The 26,291-nt window shown below is 41.7% G+C and carries 24 protein-coding genes, 1 tRNA gene and 1 riboswitch; of the genes, 19 read left to right on the top strand and 6 right to left on the bottom strand.

Going from position 1 to position 26,291, the window contains the following annotated elements:
• Positions 1-13: 13 nt before the first annotated feature.
• Complete coding sequence (locus B5Y67_RS19680; protein WP_088228115.1) at positions 14-2,053, bottom strand: sigma 54-interacting transcriptional regulator; 2,040 nt, start codon at positions 2,051-2,053, stop codon at positions 14-16.
• A 267-nt stretch (positions 2,054-2,320) separates the two neighbouring features.
• Between B5Y67_RS19680 and iadA the strand changes: the two genes are divergently transcribed.
• The 7 genes from iadA (at position 2,321) to B5Y67_RS19645 (ending at position 9,951) form a co-directional block, all read left to right on the top strand.
• Positions 2,321-3,487: a beta-aspartyl-peptidase gene (gene iadA / locus B5Y67_RS19675; protein ID WP_088228114.1), complete on the top strand. Its 1,167-nt coding sequence runs from the start codon at positions 2,321-2,323 to the stop codon at positions 3,485-3,487.
• 159 nt (positions 3,488-3,646) lie between these two features.
• Positions 3,647-5,209, top strand: coding sequence for an ABC transporter substrate-binding protein (locus tag B5Y67_RS19670; RefSeq protein ID WP_088228113.1), 1,563 nt, complete (start codon positions 3,647-3,649; stop codon positions 5,207-5,209).
• Between the two features lie 114 nt (positions 5,210-5,323).
• The gene (locus B5Y67_RS19665) at positions 5,324-6,265 is read left to right on the top strand and encodes an ABC transporter permease (RefSeq protein WP_088228112.1); all 942 of its coding nucleotides are present in this window, start codon (positions 5,324-5,326) and stop codon (positions 6,263-6,265) included.
• 13 nt (positions 6,266-6,278) lie between these two features.
• Positions 6,279-7,148 (top strand): ABC transporter permease, encoded by an 870-nt coding sequence (locus tag B5Y67_RS19660; protein WP_242976050.1) that lies wholly within the window; start codon positions 6,279-6,281, stop codon positions 7,146-7,148.
• Positions 7,149-7,160: 12 nt separating this feature from the next.
• Entirely contained in the window at positions 7,161-8,177 is a 1,017-nt protein-coding gene (locus tag B5Y67_RS19655; RefSeq protein ID WP_088228111.1) for an ABC transporter ATP-binding protein, read from the top strand.
• An 11-nt stretch (positions 8,178-8,188) separates the two neighbouring features.
• Positions 8,189-9,196 carry an ABC transporter ATP-binding protein gene (locus B5Y67_RS19650; RefSeq protein WP_088228417.1) on the top strand — a complete coding sequence of 336 codons (1,008 nt, stop codon included), beginning with the start codon at positions 8,189-8,191 and terminating at the stop codon, positions 9,194-9,196.
• 29 nt (positions 9,197-9,225) lie between these two features.
• The gene (locus B5Y67_RS19645) at positions 9,226-9,951 is read left to right on the top strand and encodes a creatininase family protein (protein WP_088228110.1); all 726 of its coding nucleotides are present in this window, start codon (positions 9,226-9,228) and stop codon (positions 9,949-9,951) included.
• 13 nt (positions 9,952-9,964) lie between these two features.
• Here B5Y67_RS19645 and pepT read toward each other — a convergent pair whose 3' ends face one another.
• On the bottom strand, positions 9,965-11,197 hold the full coding sequence (gene pepT / locus B5Y67_RS19640) for a peptidase T (protein ID WP_088228109.1): 1,233 nt from the start codon (positions 11,195-11,197) through the stop codon (positions 9,965-9,967).
• A 506-nt stretch (positions 11,198-11,703) separates the two neighbouring features.
• On the opposite strand from pepT, the gene B5Y67_RS19635 reads away from it, so the two are divergent.
• The 4 genes from B5Y67_RS19635 to B5Y67_RS19620 all read left to right on the top strand — a co-directional run bounded on the left by B5Y67_RS19635 (position 11,704) and on the right by B5Y67_RS19620 (position 16,397).
• Positions 11,704-12,981, top strand: coding sequence for a transcriptional regulator (locus tag B5Y67_RS19635; RefSeq protein ID WP_088228108.1), 1,278 nt, complete (start codon positions 11,704-11,706; stop codon positions 12,979-12,981).
• A gap of 559 nt (positions 12,982-13,540) precedes the next feature.
• The gene (locus B5Y67_RS19630; RefSeq protein ID WP_088228107.1) at positions 13,541-14,719 is read left to right on the top strand and encodes a M20 family metallopeptidase; all 1,179 of its coding nucleotides are present in this window, start codon (positions 13,541-13,543) and stop codon (positions 14,717-14,719) included.
• 14 nt (positions 14,720-14,733) lie between these two features.
• Entirely contained in the window at positions 14,734-14,931 is a 198-nt protein-coding gene (locus B5Y67_RS19625) for a DUF3311 domain-containing protein (RefSeq protein WP_088228106.1), read from the top strand.
• Positions 14,928-16,397, top strand: a complete 1,470-nt coding sequence (locus tag B5Y67_RS19620) for a sodium:solute symporter (protein ID WP_088228105.1) — start codon at positions 14,928-14,930, stop codon at positions 16,395-16,397. Before B5Y67_RS19625 ends, B5Y67_RS19620 begins: the two co-directional genes overlap by 4 nt.
• Before the next feature lie 86 nt (positions 16,398-16,483).
• Here the strand turns inward: B5Y67_RS19620 and B5Y67_RS19615 are convergent.
• Positions 16,484-16,559: transfer RNA gene (locus B5Y67_RS19615), tRNA-Thr, on the bottom strand.
• Positions 16,560-16,951: 392 nt separating this feature from the next.
• A complete protein-coding gene (locus tag B5Y67_RS19610) occupies positions 16,952-17,269 on the bottom strand; it encodes a hypothetical protein (RefSeq protein WP_088228104.1) in 318 nt (105 codons plus the stop codon).
• Positions 17,270-17,726: 457 nt separating this feature from the next.
• On the opposite strand from B5Y67_RS19610, the gene B5Y67_RS19605 reads away from it, so the two are divergent.
• Both B5Y67_RS19605 and B5Y67_RS19600 read left to right on the top strand, forming a co-directional pair.
• A complete protein-coding gene (locus B5Y67_RS19605) occupies positions 17,727-17,987 on the top strand; it encodes a hypothetical protein (protein ID WP_088228103.1) in 261 nt (86 codons plus the stop codon).
• Positions 17,988-18,273: 286 nt separating this feature from the next.
• Positions 18,274-19,533, top strand: a complete 1,260-nt coding sequence (locus tag B5Y67_RS19600) for an ammonium transporter (RefSeq protein ID WP_088228102.1) — start codon at positions 18,274-18,276, stop codon at positions 19,531-19,533.
• Between the two features lie 66 nt (positions 19,534-19,599).
• On the opposite strand, the gene B5Y67_RS19595 is transcribed toward B5Y67_RS19600, so the two are convergent.
• Entirely contained in the window at positions 19,600-19,938 is a 339-nt protein-coding gene (locus tag B5Y67_RS19595) for a P-II family nitrogen regulator (RefSeq protein WP_088228101.1), read from the bottom strand.
• 396 nt (positions 19,939-20,334) lie between these two features.
• Positions 20,335-20,469 carry a hypothetical protein gene (locus B5Y67_RS26270; RefSeq protein ID WP_282432800.1) on the bottom strand — a complete coding sequence of 45 codons (135 nt, stop codon included), beginning with the start codon at positions 20,467-20,469 and terminating at the stop codon, positions 20,335-20,337.
• Positions 20,470-20,624: 155 nt separating this feature from the next.
• A riboswitch (SAM riboswitch) is annotated at positions 20,625-20,750 on the top strand.
• A gap of 174 nt (positions 20,751-20,924) precedes the next feature.
• Here B5Y67_RS26270 and B5Y67_RS19590 point away from each other — a divergent pair.
• From B5Y67_RS19590 to B5Y67_RS19565, 6 genes are all read left to right on the top strand, one after another.
• Positions 20,925-22,121 (top strand): homocysteine biosynthesis protein, encoded by a 1,197-nt coding sequence (locus tag B5Y67_RS19590; protein ID WP_088228100.1) that lies wholly within the window; start codon positions 20,925-20,927, stop codon positions 22,119-22,121.
• Positions 22,122-22,123: 2 nt separating this feature from the next.
• Positions 22,124-22,525, top strand: coding sequence for an NIL domain-containing protein (locus tag B5Y67_RS19585; protein WP_088228099.1), 402 nt, complete (start codon positions 22,124-22,126; stop codon positions 22,523-22,525).
• Positions 22,526-23,272 (top strand): UPF0280 family protein, encoded by a 747-nt coding sequence (locus B5Y67_RS19580; RefSeq protein WP_088228098.1) that lies wholly within the window; start codon positions 22,526-22,528, stop codon positions 23,270-23,272. It begins immediately after the preceding gene.
• Between the two features lie 418 nt (positions 23,273-23,690).
• Complete coding sequence (locus tag B5Y67_RS19575) at positions 23,691-24,734, top strand: DUF6385 domain-containing protein (protein WP_088228097.1); 1,044 nt, start codon at positions 23,691-23,693, stop codon at positions 24,732-24,734.
• A 64-nt stretch (positions 24,735-24,798) separates the two neighbouring features.
• Positions 24,799-25,821 carry a DUF6385 domain-containing protein gene (locus tag B5Y67_RS19570; protein ID WP_088228096.1) on the top strand — a complete coding sequence of 341 codons (1,023 nt, stop codon included), beginning with the start codon at positions 24,799-24,801 and terminating at the stop codon, positions 25,819-25,821.
• 78 nt (positions 25,822-25,899) lie between these two features.
• Complete coding sequence (locus B5Y67_RS19565) at positions 25,900-26,214, top strand: hypothetical protein (RefSeq protein ID WP_088228095.1); 315 nt, start codon at positions 25,900-25,902, stop codon at positions 26,212-26,214.
• Positions 26,215-26,291: the final 77 nt, after the last annotated feature.

Genomic DNA, 26,291 nt, shown 5'->3' with positions numbered 1-26,291 from the left:
AGACAAAAATGAATTAAATATTCAACGATTCCTTTACGTATTTAATTCCTGAAGTTGTAAGAGCAACGCCTCTTCTCCCTCGATTAGGAATAACGAGCCCTTTCAACTCAAGATTCATTAATAATTTACGAACGACTCCCTCAGTTAAGCCTGTTTGGAGTGCCAAGGATCGACGACCGATTGGATGATCTTGGTCATTCGCCTGAGCAATAAGGCGTAGAATAAGGGAATATTGGTATGGATCCTTGATGGAAGGTGGGCTGGGATTGCTGAAGTCTTCTCTTAATTCTTCAGGAAGCATTTTTTGTACTGGTGGTTGATCGGGACAAATGCTAATAAGATATTCGACAACATTTTGAAGCTCGCGAATGTTTCCTGGCCAACTATAGGCAAGAAGGAATTCTTCAATCTTACGGAAGTAATCTTCTGCGGGATGAAGCTTAGATCCAATCAAATACTTTTCGTAAAAATATTTCGCAAGAATCAAAATATCTTCATTCCTTTGACGTAAGGGTGGAATTTTGATTGGAAGAACGTTGAGGCGATAATAGAGATCTTGACGAAAAAGCCCCTGAATAATTAGTTCTTTAAGGTTTCTATTGGTTGCTACGATTACTCGGACATCGATCGGAATAACTCGAGAACTTCCGATTCTCCGGACTTGTTTCTCTTGCAGAACGCGTAGGAGCTTAACTTGAAAAGTCAAGGGGGCATCTCCAATTTCATCAAGAAAGATAGTCCCCTTATGTGCTTGTTGGAATAGTCCTGACATTCCGCCTTTCTTGGCGCCAGTAAAAGCGCCTTCTTCATAGCCGAAGAGTTCACTTTCTAAAAGGTTTTCACTGAGAGCTGCAAAGTTTACAGCAATGAAAGGCCCGTTTTTGCGGGCTGAGGCATTATGAATACCTTGAGCAAAGAGTTCTTTACCCGTTCCGCTTTCTCCTAGAATCAAAATAGGAGAATCAGAACGGGCTATTTTTTGGGCTAATCTTTTAGTTGTTTGAATCATTTCGCTGGAGCCAAGGATATGGGCAAAGGTATAGCGCGCGAAGTTCTGTTGATTGATCAGTTCTCGACGATGTTCTTCTTCCATCCTTTGAATTTCTGTAACATCATTTAAAGTGTAGACACGACCTTTAGGGTGATTAGCAATTAACTGATTTTTATTTTCAAGGAAAACTGCGCTATTGACCACAAGATGCCTCCCATTTATGTAGTGAAAATTTTCCCGATCATTTTTTGAAGCGGCTAAGAGTTCCCGGATATCAGCCCGAATAGTCGTATCGCTCATGTTTTTGCCAATAATTACTTCACACGGAAAGCCTAATAATTCTTCGGCAATTGAATTAAAAACTGTGATGTTCCTCTGGTCATCTATGGCGATTATGCCATCACGAACTGTATTAATAATGATTTCTAACTGATTGTTTATGTGTTGATTGAGTTCTTCCATTTGTTTATTGCGTACTAACAGGTTAACCATTCCTCGTACATATTTAGCAGAGAGCAGGTTCATTTTTTCATCGAGAAGATCCAAATATTTCAGGATCTCAACTAAGGTAATAAAATCAATGCTGCGATTTTGAATATCAATAATATGTTCAACACATTCGGGTACGAGATCGGTTTCGCCGGGTGTAATAGCGAGTTTTATATGAGGATAATCTGCGATTCCCGGGTAATAATCGAAATACTTAATGTGATTCATGCCAATGGTTTTCAGAAAGGAAATCGACTCGGATACAGATGAGTCCGTATCATTTACAAGTAAAGCCTGTGTACCATTAGGTATAGTCAAAAGGGGTTCCATACCTTGATAATTAATCGAGCGCAGGGCAACAATCCGCGGACAATTCGGATTAAGGATATTTTTTCCGAGTTCAAGGACTGCTGGACTTGAAAGAATGATAAGATCCTTGCCGATGAGCTTCTTGATGTTACTCTCTAAATAATAAGCTTCAACGTGGACTCGGTCACCGAGGAGATCAATGAGTTGTTCGTGGAGAGCTTCACACGTATTTTTACCTATGGTTAATAAGGTTAAGGTCTTCATTATATTCCTCCATTGAAATGCTAAGCTTAAATGGGTTGAAAAAGGGATAAACAATGGGGAAAAAGGGCTGCAAACGGGAAGGAGAGCAGTGATAATCACCATAATATGAGCCATGAATTTGTGCTAAAACACATTAAAGCCTTATCCTTCTAAGTCTAAAAATAAAAATACGAATGGCATCTACTTTTGGCGCAATAATTGCATAACAGAAGAATGTATATATTACCATTTTACAACAGTTTAGCGGAAGGGGACAAATTTTTTACAATGTTTAAGCTTTTAAAAGGCGGAAGAGTTTTTACTCCAGAGAATCTGGGTACCAAAGATCTCCTTATAGCCGGTGATAAGATCGCCCAGATCGGAGAAATTAATCCAGTACCTGAATATGGACCTGTTGAAGTTATCGATGTCACCGATCATTATGTCGTCCCCGGGTTTATTGATCAGCATATTCATCTCATTGGAGGTGGTGGAGAGGCAGGATATGCTTCACGCACTCCGGAAGTCCGTTTAAGCCAGCTTACTTCAGCAGGTATCACGACAGTTGTAGGCTGTCTGGGAACAGATGGGACGACTCGTCACATGGCATCTCTTTTGGCCAAAGCACGGGGCCTCGAGAACGAAGGGATTTCCACATATATTTATACTGGTTCCTATGAAATTCCAACCTGCACGCTAATGAAAAATGTCCGAGATGACTTGATTATTATCGATAAAGTCATTGGTTGCGGTGAAGTTGCGATTTCTGATCACCGATCAGCTCAACCCACAAAGGAGGATATAAGCAAACTTGCCGCAGAATGCCGCGTCGGTGGAATCCTAAGTGGTAAAGCGGGAGTGTTACATCTCCATGTAGGTTCCGGCAAAGAAGGGTTACGGATACTTTCCGAAATTGTAGACGAGACAAACATACCTATTACTCAGTTTATACCGACCCATATTAATCGTAATGCAGATCTACTGGCTGAAGGCATTCGATTCGCTCAAAAAGGTGGAAGAATCGATTTGACAACCGGATTTAATCCGTTATCCCAGCCTCGGACTTCAATCAGCCCTACGGAAGCAATTCATCAGGCTTTAGCCGAGGGTGCTCCTCTTGAGCAAATAACGATGAGTTCCGATGGTAACGGCAGCCTGCCTGTTTTTAATGAGCGGGGCGACATAGTCGGAATGACGGTTTCAGAACCACGGTGTCTGTATGAGGAATTCAAAAATTTGGTCAATTCGGGACTTCCTTTGGAGGATAGCTTAAAAGTGATCACCCAAAATCCAGCGCGGGTGCTTAAAATTCAAGAAAGAAAAGGAACGCTACGAGTATGGGCTGACGCAGATGTATTAGTCCTCGATCAAGACCTAAATATCGTGCACGTTTATGCTCGAGGGCAGTGTATGATTCGAGATGGAAAAATACTTGTCAGCGGAACCTTTGAGTAATCCAAAATAAGAGGTTTGTGATGTTTCCTAATGTAGAGCGTTTTACGTTTATCATAGATACATGAAATATTTAGAAGGGGGATTGAGAAAGCAATACCTGGCAACTGCTGTTTTAGTCGGTAATGGATTGATTGTTAATTTAGGAGGAGTGAAGTGTTGATGAAAAAATCAGTAAGAGCAACCCTATTGGGGCTGCTGTCATTCAGCGTCATGCTATCGTCCATAGGATGCGGCTCCCAAACGAGTACAAGTGGTAATACAGCCAATAGTAATGCAAGCAAGCAGATTGTTATTGCCAGAAATGCTGATTCAGCAGATTTAGACCCAGTCAATGCAAAAGACAACAATGATATTTGGATGGAAAATCTATTCGCGGAAGGTCTGGTACAGAGCAGTGCCGATGGAAAAAAGACGGAACCGGCGCTTGCTAAAAGTTGGGATGTCAGTGCTGATAAACTAACCTACACGTTCCATATCCGGGATGGCTTGAAATTTTCAGACGGTACGCCAGTCACAGGTGAAGACTGGATTTATTCCCTCAAACGCGCACGGGATACCAAGAGCAGTCAATGGGCCTTTGCTTTGGAGGATGTAAAAGATGTTACAGCTCCCGATAACACAACTGTTGTTATTACGTTGAAGGATCCCTCTGCTGCCATATTATCGGATCTGTCAATGTTCAACGCGTCGGTCATGCCTAAGGCTTATTGTGAAAAAGCAGGCGATGATGGTATCAGCCAGAAACCAATTGGAACCGGCCCATATATGATCAGTGTATGGAAGAAAGGAGAGTACATCCTCTTCAAAAAGAACCCCAACTATTGGCAGAAGGGTAAACCACTAACAGATGAAATTAAGGTAACGGTTGTTCCGGATGATAATTCCAGAATCATGCAGCTAGAAGGCGGTCAGATTGATGTTGCTACCAATGTGCCCTATGATCAGATGAAGACAATTGGTTCCAGTGGAAAGCTGCAAGCAGTAAACCTTCCCTCAACAGAAGTACACTATATTACCATTAATACGACGAAGAAGAACCTTAACAATGGAAAGGTTAGACAAGCTCTTGAGTATGCCACCGATAAGGATGCCCTTGTCAAGACAATTTTATTTGGCAATGGGACCAAGGCTATTTCATTCTTATCCTCAGAGGATCCCCATTTTGATAATAATCTGCCCGATGCTCATGCTTACAATGTCGATAAGGCGAAGGATCTTCTGAAAGAAGCTGGATTACCCAATGGGTTTGAAGTTTCTCTGGTTGTACCGGCAGGAAACTCCTCTGCACAGCAGACTGCAACGATGCTAAAAGAGCAATGGGCTAAAATTGGTGTAACCGTAAATATCAGCCAACTGGAAAACGCTGCAGTATCGAGCCAGTATAAGAGCTTGCAATATGATATTCAGCTTCATGTGTGGACCAATGATATCACAGATACCACGGAATGGGTGGACTATGCTTGTATCTATGAAAATGATAAAAATAGTTTTACCGGCTGGAAAAATGACCAAATTGAGGCCTGGGCAAAGCAGGCCAAGATTGAGCTTGATGAAAACAAGAGAATGGCTCTCTATAAAAACATTCAGGAGGCCTTCCAGAATGATGCACCTTTGATTCCGTTGTATGCTGTTCCTTATACGGTTGCAATGAGTAAAAACATTACTGGATTCGTGCAAACGCCACTCGGCAATTATCGATTCCAGGATTTAGCAAGAAAGTGAACCGCTTAAAGGTTAGTCGTAAATAAGAATTTCCTTTTGGGGGGGAGTTGCTTTTCCTCCCCAATATCTCATCTTACCCCTTTCTTTCGGTATATTGATATAGTAGGTGTTAGAATGAATGAACTGAATTATATCATCAAAAGACTGCTTCAGATAATACCGGTGCTGTTTTGTGTTACGGTACTGATTTTTATTATGATGCGGCTCATCCCCGGTGATCCGGCCTTGGTAATGCTTGGGGATAAGGGTTCTCCAGAAACGATTGCAGCAATGCGCCACCAGATGGGATTGGATCAATCTTATCTTACGCAATATTGGATCTTTCTCAACAATCTTCTACACATGAATTTGGGTAAATCTGTCTACTATAATCAGCCCGTAAGCGAACTAATACAACAAAAAATTCTCGTAACGATTACACTCACCATTGTTTCAACTATACTAGCGATCCTGATAAGCTTTCCGCTGGGTTATCTTTCGGGGATTAACCGAGGCAACCTTAAAGGCCAGATCATAAATGCGGGTTCATTGGTTGCTGTATCGCTGCCTTCTTTTTGGATTGGTCTTCTTTTTCTCATTTTATTCGGGCTCAAATTAGGATGGTTCCCAATCGCAGGTTGGGGGCAGACCTGGCCGGAACATATCTATTCCATGATTCTTCCGGGCTTGACCCAGGCTTTGGCGACGTGTGCCTTACTCATCCGCAACATTCAAAATAGTGTTTCAGATATTCTTAAAAAAGATTATGTTGATTTCGCTTACAGCAAGGGACTACCCCGTAAAATTGTACGTTCTCGTTATATAATAAAAAATGTCATGGTCTCAACCGTTACCTTATTTTCTATGCGGATCGCTTACATGCTTGGCGGCAGCGTTGTCATCGAGACTGTTTTTGCTCTGCCGGGTATCGGTTTACTTCTTTTACAAGGAATACTCGGCAGGGACTATGCGATTGTTCAGGGAACTGTTTTCATCTTTGCAGTCATTGTACTGGCGATGAATCTATTCACGGACATTTCGTATTCGATACTTGACCCGAGAGTAAAACTGCAATAGGAGGGATAGGCTTGTGGGGACAGAAAATACAATTAGCTTGCCTGAGCGAACAGCAATCGCCCCAAAAATACCATTTTGGCAAAGAAGCACTACATTTAATATGGGCTTTGTTTTCTTGGTGATTGTTTTAGTGTTTACTTTATTTCCCGGTCTATTCACCTCTTATTCTCCTTCTGCCCAAGACCCAAATGTAATTTTATCAGCTCCGACTGCTGCTCATGTTTTCGGGACCGATAATTTTGGCCGTGATATGTTTTCACGGGTGCTATGGGGAACAAGAATAGACCTGGAAATAGGGGTCTTAGCCGTAATTATTCCGTTAGTTATCGGCTCCCTGATCGGGCTTATTGCCGGTTATTATGGGAAATGGATCGATGTGTTGTTTATGCGGCTTTTAGACATCGTCATGGCGTTTCCCTTTACCATCCTAGTCATTGCGATTGTTGCAATAATCGGACCGGGAATCAGGAACCTTTATATCGCCATTTGGCTCGTTGGCTGGAAAGAGTATGCAAGACTTGTACGCAGTGAAGTCATAGTACTCAAAGAAAGCGAATATGTTCAGGCCGCCAAGACCTTGGGTTATTCCGATACACGGATTTTATTTAAGCACGTTTTACCGAATGTCATGAATAGTGCTATCGTATATTCGATTTCTGATGTGATGATGTGCATGTTGGTTGGTGCATCCATGAGCTTCTTAGGCCTTGGTGTTCAACCACCTACGCCGGAATGGGGCGCTCTCATTTCCGATGGCCGATCGCTCATATCAAGCGCATGGTGGATCTGTGCGTTTCCTGGTCTTGCGCTTGCTATAACCGGTATTGGCATAAGTCTTCTGGGCGACGGTCTTTCTGATTTACTGAGAACGAAGGAGCATTGATGGGGAGGACATATGAGCAATACAATTTTAGAAGTCATTGATCTCAAAACTTATTATATCGAGAAGAATCGCGTTGTGAAGGCGGTCGATGGTGTCAGTTTTTCAATCAATGAAGAAGAAACTTTTGGACTTGTGGGCGAAAGCGGGTGCGGAAAAAGTGCGACCTGCCGTTCCTTAATCGGTTTAGTTCATAAGCCAGGCGAGATTGTTAATGGCTGTATTAATTATAAGGGGACTGATCTCTTGAAAATAAGTCCCAAAGAATTGGAGAAAATCCGCGGCAGTGAAATGGGTATGATTTTTCAGGAACCCATGACAGCGCTTAATCCGGTACTCAAAATCAAAGAGCAGATCATGGAATCCTTCAAAGATAAAGCATTAAGTAAACAGCAAAAATATGAAAAGGCTATTGAATTGCTTAGATTAGTAGGCATCCCATCCCCAGAGAAACGTATGGAATCTTTCCCCCATCAGTTTAGTGGTGGTATGCGGCAGAGGGTTATGATTGCTATTGCTTTAGCCTCCAAGCCGCGCTTGCTACTGGCGGATGAACCTACCACAGCACTAGATGTGACTATACAGGATCAGATTATAAAATTGCTTAACGATTTGAAGAGAGAACTAAAAATGAGTATGATCCTTGTCACCCATGACCTAGGTGTAGCGGCCCAAATGTGTGACCGCATGGCCGTTATGTATGCGGGGAATATCATGGAAATTACGGATGCAGTTACCTTGTTTGGGTCTCCTCGACACCCCTACACGATTGGCTTATTGAATTCACTTGCTGTTAATAAAGAAAAGGGCGGAAAGCTTCAGCCAATCAACGGTGCGCCTCCGGACCTTAGTAATATGCCTGAGGGCTGCCCCTTTGCACCCCGTTGTCAATATTGTGAGCCCCTTTGTGAAAAGCAATTGCCGGATTTACAAGAAATTGAACCGGGTCATCTATCACGTTGCCGTTGTGTTGAAAAGCTTGCCAATATAAAGGGCATCATAGAGCCTGCGGGAAAGGAGGAGCCATCGTGAACGCTAAGTCTATGCTTTCTGAGGCATTATCTGTGAAGGAGCCGTTGCTGGAGATTCAGAATCTGTCGAAAGGTTTTCCTATCAAACAGACTATAATTGATATGATTGCACGCAAAGAACAACAGGTCGTGCGGGCTGTCGATAACGTGAGCTTGGTAATTATGAACGGCGAGACTGTGGGTCTTGTTGGGGAAAGTGGCTGCGGAAAAAGCACCTTTTCGAAAACGTTAATTCGACTATATAAACCTGACAGCGGCAGAATTCTATTCGATGGGGAAGACTTTGCGCAGCTTGAGGGGCGGAAACTGCGTGAAAATCGACATAAAATTCAGATGGTGTTTCAAGATCCCTATTCCTCACTGAATCCACGGCAGACTGTGAATGCCATGTTGAGCGAAGTGCTTTCGGTTCATAAGATCTGTGCTAAAAGTGAGAGGGAAGACAAAATTGAAGCGCTTTTGCAAATGGTCGGCCTTAATATGAATGTGGGGAGCCGCACTCCAGGTGAGTTTTCCGGAGGACAGCGGCAGCGGCTAGGCATTGCCAGAGCTTTGGCGCTAAATCCACGTTTTCTGATTGCCGATGAGCCGGTCTCAGCCCTTGATGTTTCCATCCAGGCCCAAGTCATCAATTTATTGGCGGAGCTGCAGCATAAATTCCATCTTACTATGCTTTTCATTTCCCATGACCTAAGAGTTGTCCGGTACATAACGAACCGGGTGGCGGTTATGTATTTAGGAAAGATTGTAGAAATATCCCCCACAGAGGAACTGTTTGACTGCGCTTACCATCCATATAGCCGCATATTAATTAAGGCGGTACCCGTGATGGATCCACGCCAACGAAATAGAGAGAATGCAATTGAGGGTGAACTGCCTAGCCCAATCAACGTCCCAAAGGGATGTTGTTTTCATCCTCGTTGTCCGTATGCTAAGGATATATGTCATGAGCAGGAACCGGATATGAAAGCAACCGGATTTGATCGGTTTGTAGCATGTCATTTCCCCATAAGGAATTAGAGAATTGAATTTTTAGGAGGTTCTTTCATATGTATATGGTTAATTATACGAGTGATGATTTTAAGGAAAGCCTTAAGAAATCAAACATCGTTATTCTTCCGATCGGATCACTTGAAGCTCACGGGCATCATCTGCCATTAGGGACGGATATCTTTTCCCCCAGAACTTTCTGTAAATTGTTAGACGAAGAAATCGGCGATCGGATCTGGATTGGACCGGAAATTCCATACGGCCAGAGTTATGATCTAACGGTATATCCTGGTACTATCAACGTTCCCTCTCAAGTATTTGCGGACTATGTGTACTGGGTTGGGAAGGGTATGTTTGAAAACGGGATGAAAAAATTAATTATGTTAAATGGACATGGCGGGAATATTACTGCCTTAAATCTTGCAAGCGAAATGCTTATGAAATTGGGCATGGATGTTCTGATAATTAACTGGTGGCTTGATTATTCTGCCGACATTGTTGCGATTACAGGGGCCCAAGGTCATGCCGGTGAAGATGAAACATCTGCAATTCTATACTACGATTCAAAGCTGGTTCGCATGGAGAAAGCCACCAAGAATTTGATCAGGCCACTCTTAAATGTCAAATTTATGGGCAGGGCCGAAAAAATATACGAACATGCAATGTCCGGTGATGCTACTAAAGCGACCTACGAACAAGGAAAACAAATTTTCAAAGTACTCACTGCCCGATTGATCAGCGATATCACGATCCTTGAGTCGGGTAAATATTATTCGCAAAATTAAACTATAGCTTAACTTAGTTAACCGACTTTGCATATTTCTCGATTATTTTGAGAATCACTTCAACTCCTTTTTCTAGCGCAAAAGTAGGAATGAATTCGTTTTTACTATGTGCATTATGGCCGCCGGCAAAGAAATTCGGGGTAGGCAGTCCCATGAAAGAAAGACGTGCACCATCGGTACCACCTCGGATTGGCTTCACATCAGGATTGACTCCAACTTCTTGCATCGCTTGGAAGGCAGTCTCAACGATATGCATAACGGGATCGATTTTTTTACGCATGTTTTTGTATTGATCTATAATTTCAACTGTGAGAATTTCTTCCCCATACTGATCTTGCAGTTGCTTTGCTGTTGCGAGAATGGTCCTTTTTCGCTTCTCCAGTCCTTCACTTTCAAAGTCACGAAGAATATAATGGAGGACCGTTTCTTCGACGTCTCCCTGAATGCGATTCAGATGGTAGAATCCTTCGCGTCCTTCAGTCAAGGAGGGGATTTCTTGAGCAGGGAGGAGGGAGATGAATTTATTAGCTATAAGTATGGCATTAATCATTTTTCCTTTGGAACGACCAGGATGGACATTTCGCCCGTGTATTTTTACGATTGCTTTAGCGGCATTAAAATTTTCAAATTCCAACTCACCGATTGGTCCACCATCAACGGTATAGGCAAAATCAGCGCCGAAACCTCGAACATCAAAATAATCGGCACCACGGCCGATTTCTTCATCAGGCGTGAATCCTACACAGAGTTTACCGTGGGGAATCTCAGGATGCGCTGTTAAATATTCAAACGCGCTCATGATTTCCGAAATACCAGCTTTATCATCTGCACCGAGTAGGGTGGTCCCATCGGTGGTAATCAGGGTTTTTCCGATGTATTGGTTAAGTTCTGGGAAATCCTCAACCTTCAGTAGAAGACTTTTCTCAGGATTCAGAAGAATATCTCCTCCTGGATAGTTTTCGATAATTTGAGGGTCTACATGTTCCCCGGAGACATCCGGACTCGTATCCATATGGGCGATGAAACCAATGCTTGGAACCCGTGCCTCAATATTGGCTGGCAGCACCGCATAAACGTAGCCTTTATCATCAAGTCTGACCTGTTCTAAGCCAAGTCCTTTCAGCTCTTCCGTGAGAACTTTCGCTAAATTGAGTTGGCAGGGGGCGCTTGGAACTGTTGATGAGTTTTCATCGGATTGAGTATTAATTTGAACATACTTCAGAAAACGTTCTACGACCTTTGACATGAACTTACCTCCAATTATTTGTTAAAATACAAATTTTTAGCAATAGGGACTTGTGTCTTTTCTATTATAAGATCAAATAATAAAGTTTTAAAGACTAATTCCTGATGTGAGAACGTGCTCGAAAAGCACGAATCTATTGTAGCTAATACAATCTCACAATAGATACCTTGATAATTTAGTGCGAATGTGAAGCAAAGCATAAAATTCCTAGAGGATTCACACCGTGGGATGTGAGGATATTTGTTGAAATTTGCAAAATGTCCAGGATGATGATAGAGAGTTTTATATAAAATGGAAGGAGATGAATGAAATCTGTTTATTAAAAGATAGTTTTTATTAGTTTTTGCTGGTCGCTTCCAGCATGGGAGCGTGAAGAATCAATCTTTCACCGGCAATTCTCCCAATGGCCTCTATTAGGAAAATATATGAAAATAGTCTATACTTAATTTAAAATACAATCAGAGGGAAAGAGGGGCTTATTAATCGTTAAAATCCGATTAGGAATCATGGGGGCTGATGATACCGTTAAAATTATTAAGTCCGTTACAGACGAATATCCCGTCCTGAAGTGTCAATTTTTCGAGTATTGGAATGAGAAAGACCTAATTGAAAATTTGCGGCCACATGTTGACGATGTAGATATGTGGCTGTTTTCTGGACAAGTACCCTACTCGATTGCCAAACTCTGGGGCGGAATCCAAAAACCCATGTTTTATATTCCTCATACTGGTGCAAGTTTATATAGGACCTTGTTACATATCGTTTATGAACAAGACATAACAATGGAACAATTGAGTTTTGATACATTTCAACCAAGTGAATTAGAAAAAACTTTTTTGGAAGCACAAATTGACGCCAAACCTGTTTTTCTAAAATATTATCAAGGAGAAATATCTGCTGAAGAATTAAGTGAATACCATTATAGGCTTTGGCAATCAGGGCAAACGAAAGCGGCCGTTACCTGTTTGCGTACAGCCCATCTCGAACTCCAACGACTGGGGGTCCCAGTCTTTCGGGTCCTTCCGACTCGTTTAGGAGTAAAAGAAATCATTGAACTTATACTTCGGACAAATGAAACTTTACATTTTAAGGATGCGCAGATAGCTGTACAGATGGTAGAAGTTGATTCTTTTACCCGCTTGGCTAAAGATACCTTTTCCACAGATGAATTACATCGCCTAGAAATCAAAATTACGGAAAAACTACTCGAATACGCAAAAAAAGTTCATGGCTCCTTAAAAGAAGCTGGACCTGGTCGTTATGTTATTTTTACAACCCGAGGACTTTTACATGAAATCACGGAAAACTTTACCGTTGTGCCGGAGTTAGAGGAGTCCTATCAAACCGTACAAGATAACCTAACTTGTGGTATTGGTATTGGTAAAACAGCCTATGAGGCTGAGATCAATGCCGGAAAAGCCTTACTTCATGCCAAAGAATATGGACATGGAACTTGGATGATTCTTCTTGATGATAAAACAATTGTCGGCCCACTGGGTAAAAAAACGCAGATAACCTATTCTTATGCCTCCGAAGAATTAGCCCAGTTAAGCGGAAAAACCTCCCTAAGCGGAACAACCATAAATAAAATTAAGGCTATCTTAAAAAAGGCTAAAAAAGATGAAATATGTGCACATGAACTAGCCCAATATATGCAAATCATGCCTCGTAGTGCACGCAGAATTCTCATGGAGTTGGAGGAAAAAGGGTTTGCTCAGGTAATTGGTGAAGAAAGCCCTCATCCAAGGGGACGGCCAAGAAAGATTTATCGTATTTTATTTTGACAGGATTTAAACCGTAAACTGTGGATAAAATAGCGGCTCGAAAAAACCTTTTGCCTTCTGGTATCCTGTTAACAGCAGTGAATAGTAGAAGCTAGGTTTTATTACGGCTAGAGATTTAGCCCAAGAACAACGTTAGCGAGACCGCATTGAAGAATGCGGCCAAAGTGGACTGAGTATCCAGGCTTGGTGCGTTGATGTTGCAAGCGAAGGATTTTTTCAAGAATGTAAATTAGCCCGGGTTTTCATTGATTGAAGATCTGGGCTAATTTTTTATGCAACGCTATTTGTTCCACCGTTTACGTTTAAACCCTGCCTTTTTTGTATTTAGGGCAGAATTTCTTATTATACAAAATACTTCGTAATTTTGTTGTTTAATGACTACCTAAAGACAAGCTTCTATTATATAATAAACATAAAGGGTTATGACCGAAATATAACCGTAAATAATAAGAAGGTGAGCTATGGAATAATTCTATTCACTAAGTAACAAGCATATTTCTCCATAGGGTATGGCCAAATCTATTAATCAACTTATATGATAAAAGGAGCATCTATCATTATGGAAACGACGAAACTAAATAGTCTTGTTGAACAAATCAACAATGAAATCCTCAATTGGAGAAGATATCTTCATCAACATCCAGAGTTATCCTTTAAAGAAGTAAGAACCAGCCAATTTGTTTACGAGACTCTTCAATCCTTTGGTAATCTGGAACTTTCACGACCTGTCGGAAACAGTGTCGTTGCTAGACTCATTGGAGCTAAACCCGGTAAAGTTTTAGCGATAAGGGCAGATATGGATGCATTACCTGTTCAGGAACAAAATACCTTTGAATTTTCATCTCAGAATCCTGGAGTCATGCATGCCTGTGGCCATGATGCCCACACTGCGATGCTCCTGGGAACAGCTAAGATCCTCAGTGGATTGAAGGATGAGGTTCAAGGTGAAGTTCGCTTCTTATTTCAACACGCTGAAGAGCTCTTCCCAGGCGGGGCATCGGAAATGGTTGCTGCCGGTGTAATGAAAGGTGTAGACCAAGTCATCGGGGCGCATGTTTGGTCGCAGCTGGAATCCGGCAAAATCGGGATAGCTTATGGCCCCATGATGGCTGCCCCCGATACATTCCATATATTTATTAAGGGAAAAGGAGGCCATGCAGGTGCTCCTCATACATCGGTTGATTCAATAGTTATTGGAGCACAGGTAGTGACAAATCTCCAACATATCGTGGCCCGTAATATTGATCCGCTGGATAGTGTAGTTATCTCAATTGGAAAATTTGTCGCGGGAACCACGGATAATGTAATCCCCGATAGTGTAGAAATCGTAGGCACTATTCGGACACTATCGCTTGAAAACCGTGACTTGGTCCCGCGTTTAATGGAGCAAGTTGTTAAAGGAGTAACTGAAGCTCATGGAGCTGAGTATGAATTTAACATTGTGAAAGGTTATCGGCCTGTCATTAATGATATAGGCGTTAATCGCATCATGGAGGAAACAATTCGAGAAGTTTTAGGTGATCAAGCTGTTGAAACTGTACGTCCAACTATGATAGCAGAAGATTTTTCAGCGTATCAGCACGAAGTTCCTGGCAGCTTTATTTTTATTGGTGCCGGTAATCCGGAAAAAGGAATAAGTTATCCGCACCATCATCCGCGTTTTACTATAGATGAAGATATCCTGGTGATGGGTGTAAAACTCTTTACTAACGCAACATTTAAATTATTAAAAGTTTAAAGGGGGGCATTATTATGAATTTTCGTTGGTTGGCAATAATACCATTTATTTTCATGCTATGCGTTATACCATTTGTAAATAGAGTAACTCCTTATGTCTTAGGCATGCCGTTTATCCTTTTTTGGATTGTCTTATCTGTGGTAGTAACCTCTATTATTATGGGACTCATTTATAAACTTGATCCGGTGAATCACGGAGGTGATAGACAATGAACTCAGCCTTATTAATTATTTTCGCCTTTCTGCTCTTCTCTCTATATCTAGGACTGCGGGCCAAGAAAGGAAAACAGATGGATCTGGAACAATGGACGGTGGGAGGACGCGGTTTCGGTCCTATAATTATCTTTATTCTAATGGCTGGAGAAATTTATACAACCTTTACCTTTCTTGGTGGCAGCGGATGGGCCTATGGCAAAGGAGGCCCTACATTCTACATCTTATGTTATGGTACCTTAGCCTATGTTATTTCCTATTGGATGCTGCCAGCGGTTTGGAAATATGCCAAAGAGCACAATTTGATGTCCCAATCAGATTTTTTTGTTACGAAATATAAAAGTCCTGCGCTGGGTGTTCTAGTCTCATTAGTAGGAGTTATTGCTTTAGTTCCCTATTTAGTCCTTCAGCTTACAGGTTTGGGAAACATTGTCTCGGAAGCCTCTTATGGATCTGTTTCTCCTACCCTAGCCATTTGGATTGGAGTTATCGTTGTTACCATTTATGTTATGGTTTCAGGTATTCATGGTTCGGCTTGGACAGCAGTCGTTAAAGACTCCATGATTCTCGTGATCGTTCTTTTTATGGGGATTTATCTTCCTTACCATTATTACGGTGGATTCCAACCGATGTTTATGGCTATTGATAACGCAAAACCGGGATTTTTAGCTCTGCCTTCTAAAGGACTAAGTGTATCTTGGTTTATCTCGACAGTTCTATTAACGGCTTTGGGCTTTTACATGTGGCCTCATTTCTTTGCAGCTGTCTATTCAGCTAAAAGCGAGAAGGAGTTTCGCAAAAATTCAATATTCTTACCCCTATATCAATTAGTCTTGCTCTTTGTCTTTTTTGTTGGATTTGTCGCTGTTCTACAAGTCCCTGGCCTCAAAAATGGAGATCTGTCACTTTTAAGGCTTTCGAAAATGGCATTTCCTACGTGGTTTGTAGGGATAATCGGCTCAGCAGGTTTACTTACTGCAATCGTTCCTGGTTCAATGATCCTCATGGCCTCTGCCACCTTAATTGCTAAAAACATCTATAAAGTATTTGTTCCCTCGACGACTGACCAGCAAGTTGCCACATTGGCTAAATATTTAGTTCCTATTATAGCTCTTGTTGCAGTTTTCTTTACTTTGATAGGCGGAAAAACAATTGTAACTCTGCTCCTAATGGGTTATAGCCTGGTTACTCAACTATTTCCTGCCTTTATCTTTAGTTTAATGAAGAACAACTTTGTAACTAAGCAAGGCGCCTTTGCAGGCATACTCGCAGGCGTTCTTACGGTTGGTCTTGTTACGGTTTCTAATATTACTGTTGGTACGATTTTCCCCTCGCTCCCTCAAGCGGTTAAAGACCTTAATGTAGGTATCATTGCCCTTATCGTAAATATCGTTATTATGGCGATCGTTAGTCTTGCTACCCAGGGCTTAAATGTTAACGAAAGCAACATTCAGCACGCAAAATAGAAGGGCTGACATATTATCGGCTAAGCCTTCTGGAAAAACGACATCGAAAAAAGGCGCTTATAACAAGCGCCTTTAATTTATATAGCTGGAGCCGATGGCAGGACTCGAACCTGTAACCTGCTGATTACAAATCAGCTGCTCTACCAATTGAGCTACATCGGCATGTGCATCGGCACGAAAATCATTCTATCAAGATTTAGGGATCTTGTCAATGGCTGTAGAAAATAACGACCAGATGAATTTGTTAATATACTTGGAAAAAGGCCCTCATCAAAGTTGATGAGGGTTGGCTTGAGATAAGATAATTATGATGCTGTCCAAGGACTGGCTTAATTAAGCACATTAAATCTTATGCCGTTTTATTACATTGTGTTACTATACGTATCCCAATGAGCTATATTAAACCAAAAGACAATTATATTGTATCATCCCCTGGTTATCAGAAATTCTTGGTCTGTTTGTGAACCCCCTAAGTATAGATGTTTTCATTCTAACTTAAGGGGTCTGGTGTTTATTGTTCTCTTTTCTGAATTGATTCAGGGAGGCGGTAGGGATTATTTCGGTAGAACTTTATCTTGATGGAGGGTATACTCAACTATTTTATGGCATCTGTCAAATTCTACAAAAATGCTTGGTGAATTTACTATAGCTACTGAAAATATTTCCATCCATTCTGGGGTAACGTCCTTGAAGGCAACGGCTCCGTCAAACAGGATTACGGCCCAAATTATCTTGTGATTTTTAACAATAAACAAACTGTCTTCGACAAATCCTCGACCACCTTGAGGGCGTGGCATACAGTTACAATTAGGTTTGCATTTTTGAACTGAATTCTGAATGTCCTGGAAAAGCTCTAATTCTTGCTCATCCAATTTCCTTTCCTCCTTTGTTTATTATAAGGATACACCTTGTCCCTTATAGTTTCAGTATATTCCATTATTTTTAAGTTGTTCTTGGTTTAATAAGGACACAGAACTATTACAAGTTTTATATGAGTAGTCCATCCAATGGAGGTATTCCTGATATCAATTTGCTGCTGAATGCTGTTTTCGGCGTTTTGAATTAATAACAATTTATTATAGCAATTGTGAAAAATGTTTAAGGCTAACTGCAAAGTATTACGAGAGGATTTCTTAATTTCACATAATCAGCAGAATAAACGTTTGAATATTTAAAAATTTTAGTGACATTAATGAACAAAATTATAATGTAGAGATTTGGACAAACTGTTAACACTTAATGTTTGGGGAGCATAAGTTGAACTAAGAGAACGAATACGATGGGAAATAAATAGAGGCTCAAATAAAAGCGAGGCATGGAGGAGTTGCGATGGGGGATGCTGAAATTCAGGCTCTCAAAGAAGATATTACGGAGATAAAAGGGGATGTTAAGGAAGTCAAAGATGCTGTTGCCCGCTTGCATCTGCTTATGGTCGAAAACTATGTGACTAGAAACGAGTTTGAGGCCTATAAGGAGCAGGAAATAAGAAGTCGCCGGTGGTGGGTAACCTTTGTAATTGGGGCTGTAACTGTTGTAATAACAATTATTAACATGGCTAATCATTTTTTTAACAGGTTGATGGCAAAATAACTGTTAAATTTCAGTGAAGATTTGTTGTAGGATTTTGAATGAAATAATGACTCAACAGCAAATTATAGATACTATAGATAATCAACTGTATACAATATTAAGTATTAAAATAGCTGGACAGTTATAGAGAACGCAGTTATAATTGAAATGCAGTTTTGTCGTAGAAGTGAGCAAAGAAGCTCTAAAACGGCGTTATTAATAACGCCGTTTTAGAGCTTCTTTTTTATTGCTGGCAATTATAAGCGTTTTAAATAGGAAAGTATATTTTAGGCAGGAGGCATAAATAATGACTCTTAATTCCGGGGATATCGCATTTGTTTTTTTATCGACCATCTTAGTATTTTTAATGACTCCAGGATTGGCGTTGTTTTATGGAGGGATGGTCAGAAAACGAAATGTTCTTTCAATAATGATGCAAAGTTTTGCTGCGATAGGGCTGGTTACCGTTGTCTGGGTAGTATTCGGGTACTCCTTAGCCTTCGGTCCCGATCATGGCCATATCATTGGAGGGCTGGATTGGTTTGCTTTAAAAAATGTGGGACTTACTCCTAATCCTGATTATGCACCTTCGATCCCTCATTTATTGTTCTTTATGTTTCAGCTTATGTTTGCCATTATTACTCCAGCGGTTGTAAGTGGTGCTACTGCAGAAAGAATGCGTTTTCCCGCTTTTCTCTTATTTATGTTCTTTTGGAGTACGTTCGTTTATATTCCTCTGGCCCATTGGGTTTGGGGAGTAGGGGGCTGGATGAAGAATCTCGGCGTCATGGACTTTGCTGGCGGAACAGTTGTAGAAATGGCGTCAGGAGTCTCTGGACTGGTTGCAGCCCTAATCATTGGAAAGCGTCTGAAAGTAGGGTACGAGTTTAATATTCCTCATAACATGCCCAATGTTCTCTTGGGGGGAGGACTATTGTGGTTCGGTTGGTTTGGCTTTAATGCCGGAGGGGCTATGGGTGCTAATGGACTGGCTGTTTTAGCTTTGACCACAACCCAAATAGCAGGAGCAGCTGGAATGATCGGCTGGGCGTTCTTGGAATGGTTTCATCGCCGTCAAATTACAGTTTTTGGAGCTATCAGCGGTATTATTGCTGCTTTAGTTGCTATTACGCCTGCTGCAGGATTTGTATCCACCGGGAGCTCTCTGCTGATCGGATTTGTCGCAGGAGGGGTTTGCTACTTAGGTGTTAGTGTACTTAAGGATAAGTTAGGTTACGATGATGCTCTCGACGTTTTTGGTATTCATGGTATTGGAGGCACATGGGGGACTCTGGCTACTGGAATTTTTGCAGATGTACGTCTTAATCCCCAAGGCCATAATGGTTTGCTCAATGGCGGCGGAATTCATCCTGTTCTCATTCAGCTGCTTGCGATAGCTGTTACCTATGCCTTTACTGGCGTTATGACATTTGTGATTTTAAAAGTGGTTGCTTTGTTCACGCCGCTAAGGGCAACAGATGATGAACAAGTCAATGGTTTGGATTTAACTCAACATCGAGAGAATGCTTATCCTGATTTTGAACTTACAGAGAACGTTTATATTTAAGTTTAAGATAATAATCTCATTTAAATTTCTTAAATAGGTTCCCAAAAATTAAAAGGTCTCAAAAGGTTAGAGAGCTTCTTCGCCATGTTCACCTGTTCTGATCCGGATTGCATCAGCCACGTCGTAAACAAAGATTTTACCATCGCCAAATTTACCGGTTTTAGAAGATTCAACAATGGAAGAGATAACATCATCAATCCTAGCAGAACTAATGACAACCTCAAGTTTTATTTTCGGCAAGAGCTTAGAGACAATTTCTTGACCGCGGTAAATTTGGGTATACCCTTTTTGGTTTCCAAATCCTGAGACATTAGACACCGTCATCCCATTGATTCCTAGATCCGAAAGAGCTGTTTTAACATCATTTAGTTTTTCTGGACGAATAATAGCTTCGATTTTTTTCATGATTGTCACCGCCTGTTCATGGTTCTGTGAGGATACAGTCCTCTTCATTATAACAGAAAGCTATTTAGGATAATATCCTCAGATACGAGCATCATAGATTTTAATAGAGCCTTAAGTTAACTAATTTTGTGATGGCTGGTGTGCTGTAACTGGGTTTAAACTAAACAATTACTGCATCATAATGAAAACCGGGTCTTAAACCCGGTTTTGTGGTGTCTTCTTCTTAAATGGTGAATTTTTGCCTCGATCGGGTTTTCCTGTTTTTGCTGAATCTGTCGCTTTATTGGACATGTTAAATAGACCTCCTTAATCCTTGTAAACTAGTATTTTGCCGTTAGAGTGATGGGGCTTCCAGGAGTTTTAACATTAATGGCAAGTCTAATCCTGATGAAACAGTTACTGGGGAAAGGTAGTTTCTTTGTCTTTGCCGTAATCCGTGCGCCCATCCTGGTCTGCTGAATGTCCGCAGGGGAGAACTTCACGTTTAGGAAATGGCTGTTTTTTAGCTTTGAACTGATCCTGCTGTTCCATTGTTATCCCTCCTCGCTCATGCATTTATAGTTCCCTGGTAAATCATTAATTTATACGGAGAATAGAACAGGAAACTTCTGTATTAATATACGGAGATCATATTGACATGGTATGTAACACATGTTAGACTCAGCGTAGTGAATTGAATAAGTATGCTCTTATCCGGAGTGGTGGAGGGACTAGCCCAATGAAACCCGGCAACCCGCTTTGCTGTGACATTGTTGTCTGCGCAAGGCATGGTGCTAATTCTTGCAGGAGTGAATTCTTCTGATAGATAAGAGGAGTGTCGATGAATAATTAGGCCTCTTCGAACTAGAAGAGGCCTTTTCGATGCCTATGTATAGGTTTTCGAAAGGGATTTTTCAGGTCCTGGCTCTAGATCACTCTATTTAGAAGGGGAATTTCTTAAAGAATACAAGGATAAAGCGGAACAAAATCTGGAGGTGGGGTCTTTTATGAGTATTGAGAAAACATACGCAGAGATTAACGCTAAGATCAAAACTGGGAAAGCTGTTGTTGTGACAGCAGAGGAACTAATAGCGTTAGTAGAAGAAAAAGGGCTTACAGAAGCAACCCGTGAGGTCGATGTTGTTACAACGGGGACCTTTGCCCCAATGTGTTCGTCAGGAGCTTTTTTGAGTTTTGGGCATACGAAGCCGCGCATGAAAATGCAGAAGGTCTGGCTCAACGGTGTAGCAGCTTATGCGGGAATTGCAGCAGTTGACGCTTATCTTGGGGCAGCAGAGCTGCCTGAGGATGATCCCTTAAATAATAATTTTCCCGGTGAGTTCCGCTATGGCGGAGGGCATGTCATACAAGACTTGGTAGCTCGTAAACCTGTTAAACTAAAAGCTATAGCCTATGGAACGAATTGTTATCCCCGCAAGAGCGTGGAAACTATGATAACGCTTGATGAGATCAATGAGGCTATTCTTTTTAATCCACGCAACGCCTATCAGAATTATAACTGTGCGGTGAATTTAACCGATCGGACAGTTTACACTTACATGGGTATGTTGAAACCCCAATTGGGAAATGCAAACTATTCCACCTCAGGAGAACTGAGTCCTCTTCTAAAGGATCCTCATTTTAAAACGATTGGTGTAGGTACGAAGATTTTCCTCGGCGGGGGTGTGGGGTATGTGGCCTGGAACGGGACTCAGCATTTTCCGGCCATGACGAATGTCGACGGAAAAGAGCTTGGCGGCGCAGGGGGTACCCTTGCTGTTATTGGCGATCTGAAACAAATGAGTCCTAAGTGGCTGGTTGGTACGAGCTTTCTAGGTTACGGAGCGACACTTAGCGTGGGAATTGGGATACCAATTCCGCTGCTCAATGAAGAAATCACCCGCTATGCTGCTATGAAGGATGAAGATTTGTTTGCTCCTATAGTAGACTATGGAGAAGCATATCCCTCCTTTACTCCTGGTAACTTGGGGTACGTCAGTTATGCAGAACTGAAAAGCGGCAAGATTACGGTACAGGGCAAAGAAATTCAAACCTCACCTTTGTCAAGTATGCCAAGAGCTCGGGAAGTTGCCGCGACGCTCAAAGAATGGATCCAGAAGGGCGACTTCTTATTAACTGAGCCGGTTAAGTCCCTCCCGTCCCCCGCAGATGGAATTGTGGCTCATAGTATTAAGGAGGTTTGATTATGGCACCGAAAAGAATTGTTTTGCGCTTTGGATCCGATATCTCGGTAAAGCCTATCGTCTATCGTCTCGTTAAGGACTTTGACTTGGTTGTTAATATTGTTAGAGCAGATGTTAATCCTCAAAAAGAGGGAACTATGGTTTTAGAGGTCACTGGAGATCAGAGCGAAAAAGGGCTCGCTTATTTGCGTGAGTTGGGAGTTTCTGTCCAAGATCTTAAACAGGGAATTGTCCGCAATGAGGAAAAGTGTGTAATGTGCGGAGCTTGTACGGGACTTTGTCCTACAGGGGCTTTATACATCGAGCGTCCTTCTATGGAGGTTCATTTTGATGAAGACCAGTGTATCGTTTGTATGCTATGTACGAAAATTTGCCCGATGCGGGCAATGGAGGTTCATCTCTAAGTGGACTTTTTAGAACGTACCTACCGGCAGCTGCATCGCCAAGATGACCTGCAGCATTTTCAAGTGATGGTGCAAGAAACGGATCTGGATATCGGGATTCGTAAAGAACGTTTTTCTCCAGAATTGGTGGAATGGATCGAAGATACGATCCGTTCCTGCCGCAAGCCCTTGGAGGCGTATCTTCAAAAAGACCCAGGGTTTCAAAAAGCTTTAATTCCTTATGATGTACCCGAGGATGCTCCCTTGATCGTTAAAACCATGTCTGAAGCCGGTCGTTTAGCTGGGGTAGGTCCTATGGCGGCTGTGGCGGGGGCTGTAGCTGAGTGGGTGGGGAAAGCGATAGCAAAACGCTCTCGGGATGTTATCGTGGAAAACGGCGGAGATATTTTTATGAAAACGACTCGCTTTCGTAACGTTGGAATCTTCGCCGGGGATTCCCCTTTGTCAAACCGGATAGCCCTTGAAATCCACCCGGAACAGACTCCTCTTGGAATATGTACGTCTTCCGGTAAAGTGGGTCCTTCGTTAAGTTTTGGCAAAGCCGATGCAGTAGTTGTTCTTTCTTCTTCCACAGCTTTAGCTGATGCTGTAGCAACTGCTTGCGGGAACTTAATACAAACGGAGCGGGACTTGGAAAAAACTATTGAATTTGCCTCTCAGATCCCAGGAATCAAGGGATGTCTGGCAATCAAGAATGACCAATTAGCTGCCTGGGGCGCTATAAAACTAGTGCCAATGAACGTGTAATATATCAAAATTTGTATCTAAGCATGGTTTAGGTTATCGATTAGAGGAAGGTTCAAGAGAGAGCAAAAACTGACTTCCTGCAATTGGTTTATGTAAGATTGGTTTATGTAAGAATACACTGGCGCTTTTTTCCCAACAAAAAAAGAAAAAAAGAAACCTCCCCGTCGGGAGGTTTTAGTTTTGCGCAATTATCTTTATCTTCTTATTAATTCCTTTGTACAACCCTAATTTAGCACGAAATACGAAAGGAATCAATGCCCATTTTTTGGATCATTAATCTCACGATAACAAATGAATATTGTTGGTATTTAAAAGGTAAAAAAAATATTATTTTTTGGTTTGACCTGGTTTAAGTGCTATTTATGCCAATTAATCGATAGGATAAATTGAAACAATTGCCCAAGACAGGGGGCTAAACATGAAAAAGACGGTGTCGAATCAAATTTGTAATGGCGATTTTCAAAAAGCTTGTGAACATGAAGATTTTCCTCAAGACTGGCTGCCTATTGGCGGAAATTATGCTTCGACTTGGAATTATATGCAGGAATCTCAAGGCAGAGCTGGCGTGGAAATTTGTAATTCAGCAAGCGTTAAGGCGGGAATTATCCAAGCAAATAACAGAGTCATAGAGGTTGGCGGCAAGAAGCATTGGCTGGTAAAAGTGGTTTTCCAATGTCAAGAACCTGCCTTGCAAGTATTTCTGTATCTCTATCCAATTCTTGCGAATGGAGATGTTTTGCTGCCCAGGATGTTTTGCTTTAATTCAGAGTCAAATACTAAAGAAATTGTGCAATTTAGGAAATTAATAAACATCGAGCCGGAGATTAAAGATTTGCGTCTGGAAACAGGGATCATGGGCTCTGGCCAATTATTAATCTATAAATTAGTGGCCCGTCCACTTACCCCCAAACGTTTTAGGAGAATAAGCAAACCAATAGGTCCCCCGATCGAACATATTCATTCCATTGGAGAAATTTTAAAACCAATTCAGCTTGCGACTCCGATCCCTTTAAACATTCCCGTTAACGTTCAAGCGCAAGTCCATGGAGATATTCGTAATTTAACACCACAACGTGACAAAGTGCAAATCTATGGAAGTAATCAGGTGCCTTTGGCTACAACCAGTACTGGACGGGTTCAAGTAGATATCAGCGGTCATGGATTTCAAGAGAGTATCGAAGAAGTTTCGGCCGGTCAGGCTATATGTTATTCAACCATTCGTGATGTTTCTGCCCTTTCCCGCTATTCCTTTGCCATATACAATGTGGGATCTGAACTCGCCTATGTGCAGGCTCAACTAAGCCCTGATGGCCTTCATTGGCTGAATATTGGTAAACGAAAAAACGTGGAACCAGAAGCCGTAATTATGGTTGCCCCGGAAGGTTTTTTGCGTTATGCCAGATTGTGCTTTGAGGCCGAAGGTTTAACTTCCTTGAGAGTTTGGGTTCAGGCTCAAAATTAGGTCCCACAACATAGCATGTAGAGAGCAATTTTGCTAGTTTTTTAGAACAAAAGGTGGGGCGGAAATGGCTTCAAAGAATCAAGTCTATAACAGTCATTTCCTGTTAGGTCAAGAATACAGTTCGGATTTTCCAGATGGTTGGGTTCAGGTTGGAGGAGATAGCGCTACCAAGTGGGAATGGGTTGGCGAACCTCAGGGACCAAGAGCTGTGGGGATCATACATCCTTCTGGGCCAAGAGCAGGTATAAGCTTGGGGAATGATGTTTTAGTCCCGGCGGAGGAAGGCCAGCGCTGGAAATTAAGGGTTGCACTACAGACAGAGCCAAGCGGGACATCTTGCTATATTCGTTTATATCTTGGCGCGGTAAGCCAGCTTCAATTTGCAGTACGTCCCGGTTCAGAGCCCGAAGCCTTTACAAGAGTTTTTTCCACACCTACTGGGGTATCAGCATTTCGAATTGAAGTTGGCATCTTGGGAACAGGAAGTGTAATAATCCACGAAATTCAGGGATGGCGATTATATCCCGAGCGAGAATTACGGTTGGATGATAAGGGGCAGTTGTACATTCGCCATGTCGATTCTCTTGGAAAAATTCAATCACCTGTGTCTGTTAATGTGATTAACCGTAATCCCCTGCCCGTAGACGTGATAACCCCTATAAAGACTGAACTGCGTAATTTGACCCCTACTTGCGATGGTGTGAAAATTTTTAGCAGCGAAGGTGCCCCTATAATCTCCAAGCCCGATGGCTCACTTCTGGTAACGATGTCCGGAAGAAAGTTTTTTCAAAGAATAGAGACAATTAACTCAAGAGTCATGGGTTCAACGGTTCCGAATGATGTCGCAGAAGCCTCTGTTTATTCCTATGCAATCCATAATGTAGGAATAGAAGAAGTCTTTGTCCAGCTTCAAATTAGTCCTGATGGAACAATTTGGACTGCAGATGGTGTGGAAAGCGGAATTCTGCCAGGTAATCTGATAGTAATTACCCCTAATCATTTCCTCCGCTACATTCGCCTGGCCTACCGTTCACAGATTCCAGGCACAATGATAGCGTTAATGATTTGGTTCCAAAGCCAAAATTAGGTAATAATTAAAGAACGGATTGTCATCCCTCTAAATATATTGAATTACATGAGATTAGTATCTGGAGGGGTGCTTGCTGTGGATGGCTTAGTTTTAATATCTATTTTGGCCGTAGTGGTCGAAAAATTGGTTGAGATCTTTAAGGATATCGTATATGCAATCCCAATTTTTCCGAATAAGTTCAGACCGTTAACGCTAGAATTGTTGAGTTTAACGTTTGGATTAATACTTGCTTTTCAGAGCAACGTTAATGCTTTGCAATTGCTTAATGTTAATACTATCAATCCAATAACAGGAGTCGTTATAACCGGCTTGGTCATTGGCAAAGGAGCCAATTTTGCCCATGACTTTTTCCATACGGTTGGGCAAAACCAAAAAGGGAGATCTGTTTGAGGTAACTTCTATTAAATTAACAATAATAGCGGCCTTGTTCCTGGAGCTCAAAATGCTGCAAAAGGAACAAGGCCGTT

Source organism: Desulfosporosinus sp. FKB (genome assembly GCF_002196705.1).
Lineage (GTDB): Bacteria > Bacillota > Desulfitobacteriia > Desulfitobacteriales > Desulfitobacteriaceae > Desulfosporosinus.
The sequence above is the reverse complement of the archived record's forward strand: the minus strand, read 5'-3'. Positions and strand labels throughout refer to the sequence as shown.

Coding starts and splice junctions, on each gene's coding strand:
- B5Y67_RS19575 (WP_088228097.1), top strand. CDS start 23,691: ATGAAAAAGACGGTGTCGAATCAAATTTGTAATGGCGATTTTCAAAAA.
- B5Y67_RS19625 (WP_088228106.1), top strand. CDS start 14,734: ATGAATTTTCGTTGGTTGGCAATAATACCATTTATTTTCATGCTATGC.
- B5Y67_RS19670 (WP_088228113.1), top strand. CDS start 3,647: ATGAAAAAATCAGTAAGAGCAACCCTATTGGGGCTGCTGTCATTCAGC.
- B5Y67_RS19620 (WP_088228105.1), top strand. CDS start 14,928: ATGAACTCAGCCTTATTAATTATTTTCGCCTTTCTGCTCTTCTCTCTA.
- pepT (WP_088228109.1), bottom strand. CDS start 11,197: ATGTCAAAGGTCGTAGAACGTTTTCTGAAGTATGTTCAAATTAATACT.
- B5Y67_RS19605 (WP_088228103.1), top strand. CDS start 17,727: ATGGGGGATGCTGAAATTCAGGCTCTCAAAGAAGATATTACGGAGATA.
- B5Y67_RS19655 (WP_088228111.1), top strand. CDS start 7,161: ATGAGCAATACAATTTTAGAAGTCATTGATCTCAAAACTTATTATATC.
- B5Y67_RS19590 (WP_088228100.1), top strand. CDS start 20,925: ATGAGTATTGAGAAAACATACGCAGAGATTAACGCTAAGATCAAAACT.
- B5Y67_RS19630 (WP_088228107.1), top strand. CDS start 13,541: ATGGAAACGACGAAACTAAATAGTCTTGTTGAACAAATCAACAATGAA.
- B5Y67_RS19595 (WP_088228101.1), bottom strand. CDS start 19,938: ATGAAAAAAATCGAAGCTATTATTCGTCCAGAAAAACTAAATGATGTT.
- B5Y67_RS26270 (WP_282432800.1), bottom strand. CDS start 20,469: ATGGAACAGCAGGATCAGTTCAAAGCTAAAAAACAGCCATTTCCTAAA.
- B5Y67_RS19650 (WP_088228417.1), top strand. CDS start 8,189: ATGCTTTCTGAGGCATTATCTGTGAAGGAGCCGTTGCTGGAGATTCAG.
- B5Y67_RS19645 (WP_088228110.1), top strand. CDS start 9,226: ATGTATATGGTTAATTATACGAGTGATGATTTTAAGGAAAGCCTTAAG.
- B5Y67_RS19570 (WP_088228096.1), top strand. CDS start 24,799: ATGGCTTCAAAGAATCAAGTCTATAACAGTCATTTCCTGTTAGGTCAA.
- B5Y67_RS19600 (WP_088228102.1), top strand. CDS start 18,274: ATGACTCTTAATTCCGGGGATATCGCATTTGTTTTTTTATCGACCATC.
- iadA (WP_088228114.1), top strand. CDS start 2,321: ATGTTTAAGCTTTTAAAAGGCGGAAGAGTTTTTACTCCAGAGAATCTG.
- B5Y67_RS19680 (WP_088228115.1), bottom strand. CDS start 2,053: ATGAAGACCTTAACCTTATTAACCATAGGTAAAAATACGTGTGAAGCT.
- B5Y67_RS19585 (WP_088228099.1), top strand. CDS start 22,124: ATGGCACCGAAAAGAATTGTTTTGCGCTTTGGATCCGATATCTCGGTA.
- B5Y67_RS19635 (WP_088228108.1), top strand. CDS start 11,704: ATGGGGGCTGATGATACCGTTAAAATTATTAAGTCCGTTACAGACGAA.
- B5Y67_RS19665 (WP_088228112.1), top strand. CDS start 5,324: ATGAATGAACTGAATTATATCATCAAAAGACTGCTTCAGATAATACCG.